Here is a 14,840-nt window from a genome sequence, read left to right on the forward strand (position 1 = left end):
CGGAGAGCCGCCTTGCGTCCTGCCCTTGCTACCCTTGTCCTGCTGATTCCCGCAGCGGCCTCTGCCGATGCCGAGGCCGCATGGCAAGATCACCGCCTCGCCGTCGAGATCGCCTGCCGCGAGGAGGCCGCCAGAGCCGGCTGGAACAGCGACCGCCTCACCATCGAGGTCAATCCCTTCGGCTCCGAAACCCATGGCGTCGCGCTGCTGACCATCGCGGGAGAGGGAGGCGCGGGAGAGGGAGGGTCGGACCGCCTCGTCTGCCTGGTCGAGAAGGCAACAGGCCGAACCGAGCTGACAGCGCCCTTTGCCCCCTTGCCGGAATGAGGGTTGCGCTGATCCTGGGCTGCGCGGTCTGGCCGGACGGTCCTTCGCCCGCCTTGCGCCGCAGGACGCTTCATGCGCTGGGCCTGTGGCGGCGCGGCGCGGTCGAGGCCCTGGTCCCCTGCGGCGGCCTCGGCCGCCATCCACCCGCCGAAGGCGAGGCGATGCGGAGCCTGCTTCTGGCAAAAGGCGTGCCCGATCACGTGATCCATCCCGAAACCGCTTCGCGCAGCACGATCGAGAACATCGCCTTCGCCCGGCCGATCCTGGAGCGGCTGGGCGCCTCGCAGATCCTTGTGGTGACGGATGCCACCCATGCGCCGCGGGCCCTTCTCGTGGCGCGGCGATTCGGTCTGGATGCCGTGGCCTCCTGCCCGCCGCTGCGCAGCGGACGGCTGACAGCCGCGATCCGCCAGACCCTGCGCGAGGTGCCGGCCACCGCCCTGACGCTCTGGCGGCTGCGCAGGATGCGCTGACATCGGAATGCCGCAGCCGGCCCGATGCCGATCCGTCCTGGCCTGGCCCCTTGCCCTTCATCCGGCAGGGCGGCAGGGTTGATGCGATGGCCGAGACCCGCCCCGACCCCATCCGCCCGACCGACGCAGAAGCCCGCAACCTTGCCCGGCGGCTCCTGAACGATTCGCGACATGGTGCACTGGGCGTTCTCGACCCCGAGAGCGGCGGGCCCTTCGTCTCTCGCGTGGCGACAGCGTGGGAGGGCCGCGCCGCGCTGATTCTTGTCTCGGCGCTTTCGCATCACAGCCGCGCGCTCATGGCCGATCCGCGTTGCTCTCTCCTTGTGGGAGAGCCCGGGCCGAAAGGCGATCCGCTGACCCATCCGCGGCTGACGATTCTCGGGCGGGCGGAACCGGCGGACAAGGCCGGATGGCGCGACTTCTGGCTTTCGCGCCACCCCAAGGCCGCGCTCTATTTCGACTTCGCGGATTTCGCGATGCTCCGGCTTCTCCCCGTTGCGGCCCATCTCAACGGGGGCTTCGGCCGGGCCTACCGCCTGATGCCGGCGGACCTCACGGAAGGCGGCGGGGCCGCTTGACAGAGGCGGCAACTGGGTCCAGATAGCCGCGCGTGGGCTCGTAGCTCAGTTGGGAGAGCGCGTCGTTCGCAATGACGAGGTCAGGGGTTCGATCCCCCTCGGGTCCACCATCCCCACCCTGCCGATGCGGTCGGTGCAACGGAAAGGGCCTTTGCTGCGCCGCCCTCGCGGCTTGCCTCCGCCCGCAGGGGCGGATGCCCCTGCAATGAAGCCGGTCCGTTCCCGGGTGCATCATGGAACTTTTCACCGCCGAAGGTCTTGCCGCGCTCCTGCAGGTTATCGGGATCGATCTCGTCCTTGCCGGCGACAACGCCATCGTCATCGGCCTTGCCGCGGCGGGCCTGCCTGCCATCCAGCGCCACCGCGTGATCGCTGTCGGCATCGCCGCAGCGACCGTGCTGCGCATCCTCTTCGCCCTGGTCACGAGCTGGCTTCTGGGCTTCGGCGGCGCGCTTCTGGTTGCCGGCGGCCTGCTGCTGCTCTGGGTCTGCTGGAAGATGTGGCGCGAACTGCGGACGGGCCATGAGGCGGAACAGATCGCCGCGGAGGAAGCCCTGTCGGACCGGGATCTGGATGGCGATGGCGCCGTCGCCGCCCGGCTGCCCGCCAAGACCTTCGGTCAGGCCGCTGTCCAGATCATCGTGGCGGATGTGTCGATGAGTCTTGACAACGTGCTCGCAGTCGCCGGCGCGGCGCATGACCATCCCGCCATCCTGGCGGCAGGCCTCATCCTCTCCATCGCGCTCATGGGCCTGGCCTCGACCGTGATCGCGCGGATCATCGCCCGCCATCGCTGGCTGGCCTATCTGGGCGTGGCCCTGATCCTCTATGTCGCGCTCGCGATGCTGCAGGAGGGGTATGAGCAGGTGACCCATCCCGAACCCGAAACGGCCGTCGCCCTGGCCGATCCGGCCTGAGGCCGGCCCGGCGCGGAGACCCCTTCAGGCCCGGAAGCGGTCGTCGATCTCTACCCCGAGGGCCGTCGCAAGGGCGTTGGTGCGGCAGGCCAGCGCCACCACCGCCAGCAATTCGGCATGCATGGCCGGGGTCATGCCCTTCGCCCGCGCCGCCGCCGTGTGCGAATGGACGCAATAGCTGCAGCCATTGGCGGCCGATACGGCGACATAGATCATCTCCTTCACCAGAGGATCGAGCGCACCCGGCGCCATCACCCGGCCGATGGTTTCCCACAGATCGCGCATCTGCGCCGGATCATGGGCCAGTGCACGCCAGAAATTGTTGGGCTCTGTCCCCCGCGAGATGCGGATGGCCTCGAGAACGGCCCGCGCCTCGGGCGAGGCCTCCTCGTCAGTCAGCAGCGGAACGGTTCCCATGATGCCCTCCCGATCCATGCAGCGGCCAGGCCGACGGCCCGCGCCTCTCTGGACAGCTCCTCATGCCACATCCACCCCCCGGGCAGGGCCGGGCCGGCGATCTTGCATCCTTTCGTCTCCGTCATCTCACTTCTCCTCATCCCCATAGGCCAGAAGATCCCTCGTCCGTTCGACGGTCAGCCTTTCGAGACAGGTGGCGCGGATCAGCGGTTCGATGGAACCGCCGGCATAAAGGGCCGCTTCGGCCTCGCAGGCGGCATCGCGGAAGACGATCCAGGCGCGCTGAGCCTCGCGCAGAAGGGCTTCGAGGCCTCGGCTGCCGTCCGGATCCAGCGCCTCGATCGCCGAGACAGCCCGGGCATAGGCGGCGTTGAGAGCATCATCCGCAGCCAGCCAGGCCTCCATCGCGCAGAGGTTCATGGTGGCCTGCGTCGTCGGCGCCGTGCAATCCCCGGTCTGGGCTGCCCCCCGGCCGGGGGGCAAGGCGAGAAGAAGGCAGCTCAGCAGGACCCAGGCAGGGACAGCGCGGCGCATGGGAAGAATCTTCGGTTTGGTCGGCTCCCCCGCCAGTCTGGGGGGGAGCGGAAGGACACACAAGGCAGGCCGTGCCGGATCACTGGGGATTGTCGATGCGCATCTGGACGCGCACCGTTCCCCGCACCGCCGTGCCCCAGTTGATGCGGATCTGCCGGCGATCGGGTCCGTATTCCGCTTCGGTCCAGGGCATCTCGTGCACCGTCTGACCGGCCGCATCCTGGATGCGGCCCACCGGAACGACCGATTCGACCACCCGAGCCCGTGCCCCGAAGGGCAGCCATGTGCCGGGATCACAGACCCAGTTGCGGCTGGCCGTGGCCTGCGTGTGCGTCATCGAGAGGGGATTGCGCACCTCCTGATTGACCCCGGAGAAGGTGTTGCCCGCAAAGGTGATGTTGCGGAAGCGCGAATAGTCGAGATCGGCATGGGTGGTATCCACGCGCTCGATGCGGTCGATGTTGCCGTTGATCGGCCGGAAGACATTGTTCGTCACCGTCAGGCCATGGATGTAGTGGCCGGGCCCGAAGGGCTTGATCACCAGCCAGTTGAACCAGGGCGCGACATTGATGACGGTGAAGATGTTCCCCGTCACCGTCAGCCCGCCAAAGCTGAACTGGCTGTTGAAGGCGGGCGTCGCGTCATGTTCGTTGGTCCACTCGATGAAGTTGTTGTCGATGTAGTTGCCGACGATCAGCGCCATCGGGTTCGGCGTGGTCAGGATCAGCCCTCCCTTGCGGATGCCGTTGGTCGTGTCATCGCCATGGAACCAGTGATTGCCCGAAATGACGCTGCCCGTGCCGCCGATCACCGCGAAATGCATGAAGCGGACGATGCGGTTGTCGCGCACTTTCACGTCATTGGCATTCGAGTTGAAGACCAGCGTCTTGCGTTCGCTGACCGGCAGGGACTGTTCGTTGGACAGGAACTGGCAGCGGTCGATCAGCATCCCCTGGCAGCCCCGCCCGATGGAGGTGATCGCGCGGTCCTTCGGTCTGGTGAAGAAGCAGTCGCGGACCTGGAAGATCAGCCCCTGCCGGGCAAGCATGATCGCGCTGGCCTGGCCGTTGCACTGGAACTCCACATCCGCGATGGTCATCGCCTGGAGATCGTCATAGCCCGAGAAATCCAGAAGATACTTGAAGCGGCGGAAGGTGTAGGTCTGGGTGCCGGCCGCGCCGTAGAGCTCGGCCGAGAGGGTCAGGCTGCCCTGCGCGACATTGACATCGCGCACATAGACCTCGCGCCCCACGCCATTGCCCGTCACCAGACTGCCCACGGGAATGTTCGCCACATTCACCACATTGGTGAGCTGAAGCGGATTGGCGGGCGAATAGCTGGCCTGGCTTGTCACCACCGTGTCGGCAAAGGCGGCCGCTGATCCTTCGGCCGGATGGAACTGGCCGTTGCGGATCACACGGCGCTGGGCAAAGACGGTGCGACCGGGATCGCAGGCCTGCATGTCCACCGGACCGGACAGGGCAATGCGCCGCCCGCACAGATCCAGCCCCTCATGGTCGGAGAAGTTCAGCAGCGCCTGATAGGCCTTGCGGAAGGCCGTCTCCTCGTTGCCGAAGGCGTCGATATAGCTGTTCAGATCGAAATTCCGCTGAAGGAGGAAGCGGCGGGCGGGCGGCTGGATGACGGTGCCCTCGAAGCGGACGGGATTGCGGAAGGTCACGTCGCCATCGAGGAATAGGTGCCCGCGGGAACCAGCACCTCGCGCCCCTGGGCGGCATTGTCGGCGGCGTTGAAGGCGGGGGCGTCATTCGTCGTGCCGTCCCCCCTTGCCCCGTAGTCCCGCACATCCACGCGCGCGAGCATGTCGCGCAGGAAGACATGCGTCACATCCTCGATGGCGATGTCGTCGATGCGCAGCACCGCGCCGTTCGGCCCCGTCACATCGAGCCCCAGATGCGCCGAGGCGACGGCCGGCGACCAGACGAGATCGACCCCGTTGCGGTTCGAGACGGCAATGATGGCCGAGATCTCGACCACCTGGCCATAGCCGGGGATGGCCCTGGCCGGGCCGGTCACGGGCAGGCCGGCGATCGCGCTGCCCGAGGCGCTGAGGGGATGGCCCGCGATGCGCACCGAAGGCAGGGGACCGGCCACGCATTTGACGCGTGCCGTCACGCGCAGGAACAGGCCCGGCATGAAGGGTGTCGCGATCATGCAGCGCAGTTTCTGCGTGCCGGTCGTCTTGACGATCTCGAGACAGCCCCCGAAGTCCTGATCGGCCGGAACGAAGACGCCGCCCCCTGCGCCGGCATAGGTATCGGACCCCGGCGTGCCGTCGCCGCTCGACCAGTTCGAGAGGCCCGCCGCAAAGGGCGGCGGCATGAGTGCCAGTCCGTCGGTAATGGCCCTGTTCATCGGTGATCCCCCGGAATGCGTTTCGGCCCGCCGAGGGATAGGAGGAAGAGGTTAACGCTTTCCTACAGCACCGCGCGCTCCACCGGCCCTTTGTGCAACACCCCTGCGAGGGGTGCGAATCAGGGATGGCATGGCGGGATCAGACCATTCCCTCCATGGGCGGAAGGATCCAGACCCCGTTGATCTTCCATCCATCTTCCTGTTCGATCATCTCATAGTCGAGAACCCAGTCCCGCCCGTCCGGGCCCGTGACGGCCACGCGCTGGCGCAGGCGCCCCCCCTCCTCGCGCAGATCGAGGAAACGGGCGTTGCGGTTGTCCCAGACCATCGGATAACCGCCCTGCACCATCGCCCCGAAGCGTTCGGGCGTCCCGAAGATGCCGCGGATGGCACGGCTGGCATGATCCCATGCGCCAGCGATGTCGCGGGCCGTGAAATCCGCAAGCTGATCGGCAATGACCGCCTCGATGGCTGCGCGATCCCCGGCCTCCTGGGCGGACAGGACCGGAGCGAAGGACAGAAGACAGGCCGTGACAAGAAGGCTTCGCATGGCGGATCTCCGGGGATGGGGATCGGGGAATTGGGATCGGGACACTTGAAGGATACGAGGCACGACCAAGATCAGTTTCGGCTGCAATCCGGAAAGTTCCCGCCATGCCCTATGCGATCCTGTCGAGCGATGCGTCGGTGAACGACGCCTTTCACCGCATCCTGCGCGAGCAGATCGAAGAGGCGGTCGCCGCCGCACGGGGCGAGGGAGAGCTGGCCCCCCGCGTCCATGCCATGCGCAAGGCGGTGAAGAAGATGCGCGGATTGATGCGGCTCGTCCGGCCCGTGCTGCCCGAGGCCGCAAGCGGCAATGCCCTGCTGCGCGAGGCCGGACGCCGCCTGTCGGAGCTGCGCGATTCGGCCGTCATGCTGGCCGCTGTCGAACGGATCGCCGAAGGCATGGACCCCGCGCGTCGCGCCGCGCTCGAGGCGCCCTTCCGCGCCCATGCCGCCAATCATGCCGAGAGCGCCGCAGCCATCCTGCCCGCCTTTGCCGAGGCCCTGGAGAGCATCCTCCACGAGGCCGGGGGATGGCGGCTGCGCAAGGATGGCTGGGCGGCCCTGGAGCCGGGCCTTGCCGCGACATGGACGGCCACCCGCCGGGCGATGCGCGCCGCCCGGGCCGAGCCGGGGGTCGAGGCGATCCATGACTGGCGCAAGCGGGTCAAGGACCACTGGTATCAGGCGCGGCTGCTGATGCCGATCTGGCCCGAGATGATGAAGCCGCATGTCGCCGCGGCCGACGCCCTGGGCGAATGGCTGGGCGAGGCGAATGACCTGGCGGTGCTGACCGAGCGGCTGGGACAGACGGATCTTGCGCCCGATCTGGTCGAGGAGGCGGGACAGCGGGCCGAGGAGCGGCGGCGGGAAATCCTGGCCACCGCCTTTCCCCTGGGCCGCCGCCTCTTTGCCGCCGACCCGGACCATCTTCTGGCCCGCTGGCGGGTCTGGTGGAAGCTGCGGGAGGCGTGAAGCCGGGCCGGCCCGGGCCGCCGGATCCCCCGGGGGGCGCTCAGTCCGGGCGGACGCCGCCCTCGCCGCTCGCCTCCGGGCGGTCCTGCGCCAGAGCCAGCGCCCCTTCGATGAGCCGCACCGTCTCTTCCACGCCATAGAGCGCGGCAAAGCCGCCGAAGCGTGGCCCCTCCGAGGCGCCGAGCAGCACCTCGTAGAGAGCGCGGAACCAGTCGCGCAGCGGCTCGAAGCCATGCTCCTTGCCGACGGCATAGACAATGGCCTGGAGTTCCTCGGGGTCCTGGCTGCCTGTGTGATCCCTGAGCCGCGCGGCCAGATCGGCCATGGCGGCGGCCTCGTGCGCGGTGGGGGCACGATAGCGGCGGTTCGGCTTCACATGGGTCTGGAAGTAGCGCACCGCCTGTCCCGCGGCGGCGTCGAGGCCGGGATGCGTCTCGGGCGAGGCCTCGGGCGCGTAGCGGCGCAGATAGCGCCACAGGACGGCCTTGTCCTCGGCCCCGGCGACCGCGGCCAGATTGAGCAGCATCGCATAGGGCACCACCATGTCCGAGGCGGGCGGATGCCCCTCATGGATGTGCCAGACAGGGTTCTGGAGCTGCGCATCCGCATCCTGTCCGGGGAAGGCACGCAGCGACTGGTGGTATTCGTCCACCATCTTCGGGATCACGTCCCAGTGCAGCCGCTTGGCCGTGCGCGGCTTCTGATACATGAAATAGGACAGGGATTCGGTCGAGGCGACCTCGAGCCATTCGTCGATGGTCAGCCCGTTCCCCTTGGACTTGGAGATCTTCTGCCCGTTCTCGTCGAGGAACAGCTCGTAGATCATGTGATTGGGGGGCCGGCCGCCCAGCACCCGGCAGATGCCGTCATAGATCGGCGTGTTGGAGGCATGGTCCTTGCCATACATCTCGAAATCCACGCCCAGCGCTGCCCAGCGGGCGCCGAAATCCGGCTTCCACTGCAGCTTGGCATGGCCGCCGGTGACAGGAACCGTGAATTCGCGCCCCGTGCCATCGTCGAAGGTGATCGTCCCCTCCCTGGCATTCACCTCGCGCAGGGGAACATAGAGGACGCGGCCCGTCTCCGGATGGATCGGCAGGAAGCAGGAATAGGTCTGCTGACGCTCCTCCCGCAGGGAGGGGAGCATGATCTCCATGATCGCGTCATAGCGTTCGGCCGCACGCAGCAGCGTCTCGTCGAAGCGGCCGGAGCGGTAGAACTCCGTCGCCGAGACGAATTCGTAATCGAAGCCGAAGGTATCAAGAAACCGCCGCAGCATCGCATTGTTGTGATGGCCGAAGCTCTCATGCTCGCCGAAGGGGTCGGGCACGGCGGTCAGGGGCTTCTGGAGATGCTGGCGCAGCATCTCGGGATTCGGGACGTTCTCGGGCACCTTGCGCATGCCGTCGAGATCGTCCGAAAAGACGATCAGCCGCGTCGGCATGCCGCTGATCGCCTCGAAGGCCCGGCGGATCATGGTGGTGCGCAACACCTCGCCGAAGGTGCCGATATGCGGCAGACCGGAGGGGCCATAGCCCGTCTCGAACAGCACATGATCCTTTGGGGGCCCGGATTCGACCCGTTTCAGGAGAGCGCGCGCCTCCTCGAAGGGCCAGGCGCGGCTTCGCATCGCCGCCTCGCGCGCAATCGTCATGGGTCCCACTCCCGTTCTCTGTGGCCCGGACCCCCTATTGCCGCCGCTGCGTCCCGTCAATAAATCTGGCCTGCCGGTTGCGCAGGAAGGCTCTGTCATGCAGGATCCGACGCCCCTCCCGGGGAATGCCGGGGAACTTTCGCCGCAGGATGCGCTGGTGGCGGTGATGATCGCGACATCGGTGTCGGACGAGGCGGTGCGCACCGCGGAACTGGTGCTGATCCAGAACATCGTGGACAACCTGCCCGTCTTCGGCACCTATGATGCCGAACGCATGGCCTGCGTGGGGGAGGATGGTCATGACCCTCATGCAGGAGGAAGACGGGCTCGACCGCCTGTTCGACAGCGTGCGTCGTGCCCTGCCCGAACGCCTGTGGGAGACGGCCTATGCGCTGGCCTGCGATGTGGCAGCCGCGGATGGGCGGATCAGCAGCGCCGAGGCCCGAATGCTCGAGGAGATCCGCCACGAACTGCAGGTGGACCGCCTCCATGCGGCCGCCATCGAGCGCGGGGCGCGGGCGCGCTATCAGCGCGCCTGACATGACAGGGCGCGGCACCCGGGGATGCCGCGCCTGCGATGACGTTCCATCATCCGCTGGAATCCGTTGGATCGCCCCGAGGCGATCCGGTCGTCCTCAGCCGACGCGGACTCAGGCGACGCGGATGTTTTCCGCCGATTCGCGGCCGTCGCGGCCCGCGACGACGTCGAAGGACACCTTCTGATTGTCCTGCAGGCCGGTGAGGCCCGCGCGCTCCACGGCAGAGATATGGACGAACACGTCCTTCTTGCCGCCGTCGGGGGCGATGAAGCCGTAACCCTTGGTGGTGTTGAACCATTTCACGGTGCCAGTGGCCATCGTGATGTCTCCTGTCATATGCCGCCCGCGGAATGCGGCGGCCCGGCTTGGTCAGCGTCGCATCGAGAACTGACGCCGGGGTTCGGAGACAGCAGGTCGAGGGTCTAACGGTCGCAGGGGCCATATGGGCCAGGCGCGTGCCGATGGCAAGGGCCGATCGCCCATCCGCAGGGAATTTGCCGCAAGGTCAGGACGGCCCGCCCCCTGCCAAGACCGGCGCCGTTGCAGCATGCCCGGGTCTCTGGCAGGGTGTGCGGAGCACAGGTGAAAGGTGACATCCCATTGAGCACTCCCATTCTGCCGTCAGCGTCGGACCGGAAAGCGATCGAAGCGCTCTTTGCCGAAGCGGATTTCCGCAAGTTCGCAACGAAGCAGGGCCCGCTCAACTTCTTCGTTGAGGCCGGCAACGGCGGGATTGTCTCGCGGGTCGCGGCCGGTTTCGATCTGTCCGAGACGATCCGCCCTGTCGAGGTGCCCGAGACGGGCGCGCCACAACCCTTCACCGCAGACGGGCCGCTGGACTCGCACCAGCCGGGATGGGTGTTCAGCCCCCGCAGGGAGGAAGAGCTGCTCGAACGGCTCAGAGATCAGGGCTTCCAGAACGTGCGGGGGATCTAGCGGATGTCTATGCGCAGGCCAGCGCCGGGATAGCCCAGACCGATGAGCCTGCCGATCCGTCCCAGCTTGACGGATTCGCCATATTCTGTACCGCCCGCTCAGGAAGCACCTATCTGTGCGAGCTGTTGAGTCTCAATGGCTGCGGAGCCCCGAAGGAGCATCTCCGCCCCCCCATCATCGACATGCTCGCGAACGCACCCAGCGAGCAGCGGCAGCGTCGGTTCACGAACGATCTCATCCGGTTTGCCCAGCGGCGGGGTTTCATCGGGACAAAAATCATCGCGCACTTCATGGAGGATGCCCTGCCCTTCGTCGATGTGCCCCTCCTGCGCCGTCAGATCGAGAAGCTTCGGTCGTTCAGGATCATCTATCTCGTCCGTCGCGACAAGGTGCTGCAGGCGATCTCGACCGAGCGGGCGATCCAGACGAACATCTATCATGTCCGCACGCCCGACATGGCCGCAGCAAGCCAGGCCGCGTCCTTCTCATACGACTTCGACCGGCTCAAGCACCGCGTGGACCAGCTGAATCAGCGCGAGGAGGCCCTGCAAGCGTTGATTGCCTCGCTTCCCTATCGATCGCTGGTCGTCGAATACGAGCAACTCTCCGTCGATCCGGCCATTCACCTGCCTTCCATCCTGGCATTTCTCGGGAGACAGACAGACGATCTCAAGCTCACGACGCGGATAACCCGCATCAGAGACCAAAGCGCCGACGCCCTCGCCGAGCAGTTCTGCAAGGAACATCGATCCCGGCTGGGCGTAGCGGCACGGCGATTCTGCCAGATTCCCGTTCCGGCAGCATGGTCAGCCTAGCAGCCCATCGTCCCGGAGCGCCGTGACGATCTGCTTGGCGGCGTGCTCGTGCATCTCGGGGCCGGACAATCGTCGTTCTCGTAAGGGGCTGGGGTGGAGGGCGTTCTCATCCTGCAGAGTCCCCGGCTGGGGTTTGGTGATTGCATCCTCCGGCGGTCCCTGACAGGCCGAACCGGAACACCTTCCATCCAGAAGGACGAGATTTGGGCGCGTTCTGTCTGTGGACGTAAGCCTCGGACGGCATGAACAGGATCCCATGGAATCCGATGGCGTCGGCGCCATGCGGGCAAGAGGGAGAGCGCCCCTTCCGGACCTTCGCCCCCCTGACAAGGCACAGGGCCGCCGGTCGCGCATCCATCCTGCCGGCACGGCACTCGGGGATCCCGCCATGATCAGCGCGAGGCCCGGAAGAGCCAAGGCCAGGCCGCCCGCCCCGCCCGGAGATCCCGCCATCCCCTGCCGATGAGGCAGCCTGTGATGGCGGGCTTCTGGGGAATCCGGTGGCGGGGCCGGCCTGCGGCGGAGGCCGCCGCCTAGCGCGTGAACTTCTTGAACTTCACCCGCTTCGGTTCCACCGCATCCGGCCCGAGGCGGCGCTTCTTGTCCTCCTCATAGGCGCTGAAATCCCCCTGGAACCATTCCACATGCGCCTCGCCCTCGAAGGCGAGGATATGGGTGCAGATGCGGTCGAGGAAGAAGCGGTCGTGCGAGATGACCACGGCGCAGCCGGCAAAGTCCATCAGCGCGTCCTCGAGTGCGCGGAGCGTCTCCACATCGAGGTCGTTGGTCGGCTCGTCGAGCAGCAGCACATTGCCGCCCGATTTCAGCAGCTTGGCCATATGCACGCGGTTGCGTTCGCCGCCCGACAGCAGGCCGACCTTCTTCTGCTGATCGGCACCGCGGAAGTTGAAGGCGCTGCAATAGGCCCGGCTGTTCATCGTTGCATCGCCCAGCTCGATCAGCTCTGCCCCGCCCGAGATCTCCTCCCAGACGGTGGCATCGGGGTTCAGGGCATCGCGCGACTGGTCCACATAGGCCAGCTTGACCGTGTCCCCATAGGTGATCGTGCCGGCATCGGGCTGTTCCTGCCCGGTGAGCATGCGGAACAGCGTCGTCTTGCCGGCGCCATTCGGGCCGATCACGCCTACGATGCCCCCCCGGCGGCAGGGAGAAGGACAGATCCTCGATCAGCAGCTTGTCGCCCTTGGCCTTGCGCAGACCTTCGACCTCGATCACCTTGGATCCGAGGCGGGGGCCGTTGGGAATGACGATCTGCGCCGTCGTGATCCGCTCCCGCTCCGAGGTCTGGGCGAGTTCGTTGTAGCGCTCGATCCGGGCCTTCTGCTTGGCCTGCCGGGCGCGCGCGCCCTGGCGGATCCATTCCAGCTCCCGGGCAAGGGTCTTCTGACGGGCCTTGTCCTCACGCGCTTCCTGCTCGAGGCGTTTCGCCTTCTGTTCGAGCCAGGCGGAATAGTTCCCTTCCCACGGGATGCCGCGGCCGCGATCGAGCTCGAGGATCCAGCCGGTGATGTTGTCGAGGAAATAGCGGTCATGGGTGACGATCAGGATCGTCCCCTTGTAGGCGATCAGATGGTTCTGGAGCCAGGCGATCGTCTCGGCATCGAGGTGGTTCGTCGGCTCGTCGAGCAGCAGCATGTCCGGCGCCTCGAGCAGAAGCCGGCAGAGGGCGACGCGCCGCCGCTCTCCCCCCGAGAGAGTCGTCACATCGGCATCTCGGGGGGGCAGCGCAGTGCCTCCATCGCCACATCCACCTGCGCGTCGAGATCCCACAGGTTCTGCGCGTCGATCTGATCCTGGAGGCGGGCCATCTCCTCGGCCGTCTCCTCGGAATAGTCCATCGCCAGTTCGTTGTAGCGGTCGAGGATGGCCTGCTTGGCCTTCACCCCCTCCATGACATTGCCGCGCACGGTGAGACTCTCGTCCAGCACCGGTTCCTGCGGCAGGTAGCCGACGCGGACGCCCTCGGCCGCCCAGGCCTCGCCGGTGAAGTCCTTGTCGATGCCGGCCATGATGCGCAGCAGCGAGGACTTGCCCGCCCCGTTGACGCCGACGACGCCGATCTTCACGCCGGGCAGGAAGTTGAGGCGGATATTCTCGAACACCTTCTTGCCGCCGGGATAGGTCTTGGAGACCTGATCCATGTGATAGACGAACTGATAACTGGCCATGAGGGGCGCCTCGGGATCTGGATGGTCCGGTTCCGGCCCTCTTAGCGGGGGGGACCAGGAACAACCGGGCAACAGAACCGGCCGCACGGGGCCATGGAACCGGATCGCCGATCGCGCGTTCAGCCGCGGTGGAGCCCCACCCGACATGCCGGAGCCTGCCCCCATGGCCGATGCCGATCCCCGCGACGATGCCGCGGTCACCCCGCCGGTGACGCCGGGCATCGACATCGAGCATGTCATCGAACTGCGACGGATCCGGCGGCTGCTCTTCGGCATCCTGCTGCTCGTGGTGTTCACGGCGGTCTATTTCGCCCGCATCGTCCTGCTGCCCATCATGATCGCGATCATGCTGACGCTGACGCTCCTGCCCGTGGTCAGGGCGGCCGCACGGATCGGCATTCCCAACGGGGTCACTGCCATCGTCCTGATGCTGACCCTGTCCACCGGTCTGGTGGCCGGGGGATACACCCTGTCGGGGCCGGTCCAGTCCATGATCGCCGATGCCCCGCGCATCGCCGAGGCGGTGCAGCAACGCGTCGGCGGCCTGATCGGGCAGATCCGTGACATCGCACAACGGGCCGAACGGATGGCGGAATCCGTCACCGAGGAGGCCTCCGGCGCGGCCGCTGCCGGCGGCGACAAAGCCGGAGCGGGCGGATCGCCCGACGACGGATCGCCCGACGGTGACACCGCGATCGTCGCCGTCGTTCAGGACGATGGCTCGGGGCTGGCCGGATCCGGCATGGCGACAACGGTCCTGAGCGGCGCGGCCTCGACGGGTAGCACGCTGTTCGCGGCGCTGCTGCTCACGGGGTTCCTGCTGGCCGCGGGAGACTTCTACCACCGGCGGATCGTCGAGGCCGCGCCGCGCCTGCGCGACAAGAAGAAGGCCCTGACCATCGTCCGCGACGTGGAGCGGCAGATCTCGCGCTATCTGGCCGCGATCACGGTCATCAACATCGCGCTGGGCATCGCGGTGGGCACGATCATGTGGTTCTGGGCCATGCCGGCACCGATCCTGTGGGGAGTCGTCGCAGCGCTGCTGAACTTCATCCCCTTCATCGGCTGCATTATCGGCGTCATCCTGGCCGGTGCGGTTGCGATCATCACCTATGACACGCTCTGGCTCGCGATGGGCCCACCGCTGAGCTATCTGCTCCTCAACACGATCGAGGGCAATGTCATCACCCCCATGCTGGTCGGCCGGCGGCTGGAGATCAACACCGTCGCGATGCTGATCGCCGTCGCCTTCTGGATGTGGATCTGGGGCATTCCCGGCGCGATCCTGGCGGTGCCCTTCCTCGTGGTGGTCAAGGCGATCGCCGACAATGTGGACAGCCTCCAGATCCTCTCCAGCTTCCTGTCGGCCGAGCCGGGAGAGCGCGAGGGCGAGACGCCCCGCAAGGCGACGACAGGACCCGCTCTTGACACCGCGCCCTTCCGCGCCCAGGCCGTCGCCCGCGAGGAAAGCCCCCCCACCCGTGCACCGGGCGAAGGCGCGCCGGGCGACGACCCCGCTGCACCGGACGGCTCCCTGCGCCCCGGTCCTGCCGCCGTTGCCTGA

The 14,840-nt window shown here is 67.0% G+C and carries 15 protein-coding genes, 1 tRNA gene and 2 pseudogenes; 10 read left to right on the forward strand and 8 right to left on the reverse strand.

All coding sequences use genetic code 11. From position 1 onward, the window contains the following. Positions 1-12 precede the first annotated feature (12 nt). From RUTHE_RS15340 to RUTHE_RS05085, 5 genes are all read left to right on the forward strand, one after another. Entirely contained in the window at positions 13-327 is a 315-nt protein-coding gene (locus tag RUTHE_RS15340; protein ID WP_021097232.1) for a hypothetical protein, read from the forward strand. Further along, positions 324-800 carry a YdcF family protein gene (locus tag RUTHE_RS05070; protein ID WP_021097233.1) on the forward strand — a complete coding sequence of 159 codons (477 nt, stop codon included), beginning with the start codon at positions 324-326 and terminating at the stop codon, positions 798-800. Before RUTHE_RS15340 ends, RUTHE_RS05070 begins: the two co-directional genes overlap by 4 nt. An 86-nt stretch (positions 801-886) precedes the next feature. Beyond that, positions 887-1,378, forward strand: coding sequence for a HugZ family pyridoxamine 5'-phosphate oxidase (locus RUTHE_RS05075; RefSeq protein WP_021097234.1), 492 nt, complete (start codon positions 887-889; stop codon positions 1,376-1,378). 34 nt (positions 1,379-1,412) lie between these two features. Beyond that, positions 1,413-1,488 (forward strand) — tRNA-Ala (locus RUTHE_RS05080). A 123-nt stretch (positions 1,489-1,611) separates the two neighbouring features. Continuing rightward, entirely contained in the window at positions 1,612-2,295 is a 684-nt protein-coding gene (locus tag RUTHE_RS05085) for a YjbE family putative metal transport protein (protein ID WP_021097235.1), read from the forward strand. 24 nt (positions 2,296-2,319) lie between these two features. On the opposite strand, the gene RUTHE_RS05090 is transcribed toward RUTHE_RS05085, so the two are convergent. The 5 genes from RUTHE_RS05090 to RUTHE_RS05105 form a co-directional block, all read right to left on the reverse strand. Beyond that, a complete protein-coding gene (locus RUTHE_RS05090; protein ID WP_021097236.1) occupies positions 2,320-2,712 on the reverse strand; it encodes a carboxymuconolactone decarboxylase family protein in 393 nt (130 codons plus the stop codon). Positions 2,713-2,838: 126 nt separating this feature from the next. After that, positions 2,839-3,246 (reverse strand): lysozyme inhibitor LprI family protein, encoded by a 408-nt coding sequence (locus tag RUTHE_RS05095; RefSeq protein WP_021097238.1) that lies wholly within the window; start codon positions 3,244-3,246, stop codon positions 2,839-2,841. A 79-nt stretch (positions 3,247-3,325) separates the two neighbouring features. Continuing rightward, positions 3,326-4,927 (reverse strand): hypothetical protein, encoded by a 1,602-nt coding sequence (locus RUTHE_RS05100; protein ID WP_021097239.1) that lies wholly within the window; start codon positions 4,925-4,927, stop codon positions 3,326-3,328. After that, the gene (locus RUTHE_RS18195; protein WP_021097240.1) at positions 4,924-5,622 is read right to left on the reverse strand and encodes a glycosyl hydrolase family 28-related protein; all 699 of its coding nucleotides are present in this window, start codon (positions 5,620-5,622) and stop codon (positions 4,924-4,926) included. Before RUTHE_RS18195 ends, RUTHE_RS05100 begins: the two co-directional genes overlap by 4 nt. A 139-nt stretch (positions 5,623-5,761) precedes the next feature. Further along, positions 5,762-6,172 (reverse strand): DUF4864 domain-containing protein, encoded by a 411-nt coding sequence (locus RUTHE_RS05105; protein WP_021097241.1) that lies wholly within the window; start codon positions 6,170-6,172, stop codon positions 5,762-5,764. 104 nt (positions 6,173-6,276) lie between these two features. Between RUTHE_RS05105 and RUTHE_RS15345 the strand changes: the two genes are divergently transcribed. Further along, on the forward strand, positions 6,277-7,143 hold the full coding sequence (locus RUTHE_RS15345; RefSeq protein WP_021097242.1) for a CHAD domain-containing protein: 867 nt from the start codon (positions 6,277-6,279) through the stop codon (positions 7,141-7,143). 40 nt (positions 7,144-7,183) lie between these two features. Here RUTHE_RS15345 and RUTHE_RS05115 read toward each other — a convergent pair whose 3' ends face one another. After that, a complete protein-coding gene (locus tag RUTHE_RS05115) occupies positions 7,184-8,797 on the reverse strand; it encodes a lysine--tRNA ligase (RefSeq protein ID WP_021097243.1) in 1,614 nt (537 codons plus the stop codon). 97 nt (positions 8,798-8,894) lie between these two features. On the opposite strand from RUTHE_RS05115, the pseudogene RUTHE_RS05120 reads away from it, so the two are divergent. After that, a pseudogene (locus tag RUTHE_RS05120) lies at positions 8,895-9,336 on the forward strand (tellurite resistance TerB family protein). 111 nt (positions 9,337-9,447) lie between these two features. Here RUTHE_RS05120 and RUTHE_RS05125 read toward each other — a convergent pair. Next, positions 9,448-9,654: a cold-shock protein gene (locus RUTHE_RS05125; RefSeq protein ID WP_021097245.1), complete on the reverse strand. Its 207-nt coding sequence runs from the start codon at positions 9,652-9,654 to the stop codon at positions 9,448-9,450. A gap of 282 nt (positions 9,655-9,936) precedes the next feature. Between RUTHE_RS05125 and RUTHE_RS16390 the strand changes: the two genes are divergently transcribed. Further along, a complete protein-coding gene (locus tag RUTHE_RS16390; RefSeq protein WP_040644991.1) occupies positions 9,937-10,272 on the forward strand; it encodes a hypothetical protein in 336 nt (111 codons plus the stop codon). Beyond that, entirely contained in the window at positions 10,191-11,087 is an 897-nt protein-coding gene (locus tag RUTHE_RS05135) for a Stf0 family sulfotransferase (protein WP_084465003.1), read from the forward strand. The genes RUTHE_RS16390 and RUTHE_RS05135 overlap by 82 nt, the downstream gene beginning before the upstream one ends. Before the next feature lie 533 nt (positions 11,088-11,620). Here the strand turns inward: RUTHE_RS05135 and ettA are convergent. Then, positions 11,621-13,276, reverse strand: a pseudogene (ettA, locus tag RUTHE_RS05140) (energy-dependent translational throttle protein EttA). Between the two features lie 163 nt (positions 13,277-13,439). Between ettA and RUTHE_RS05145 the strand changes: the two are divergent. After that, complete coding sequence (locus RUTHE_RS05145; RefSeq protein ID WP_021097251.1) at positions 13,440-14,840, forward strand: AI-2E family transporter; 1,401 nt, start codon at positions 13,440-13,442, stop codon at positions 14,838-14,840.

The sequence above is a fragment of the Rubellimicrobium thermophilum DSM 16684 genome (genome assembly GCF_000442315.1).
GTDB classification, from domain to species: Bacteria; Pseudomonadota; Alphaproteobacteria; order Rhodobacterales; family Rhodobacteraceae; genus Rubellimicrobium; species Rubellimicrobium thermophilum.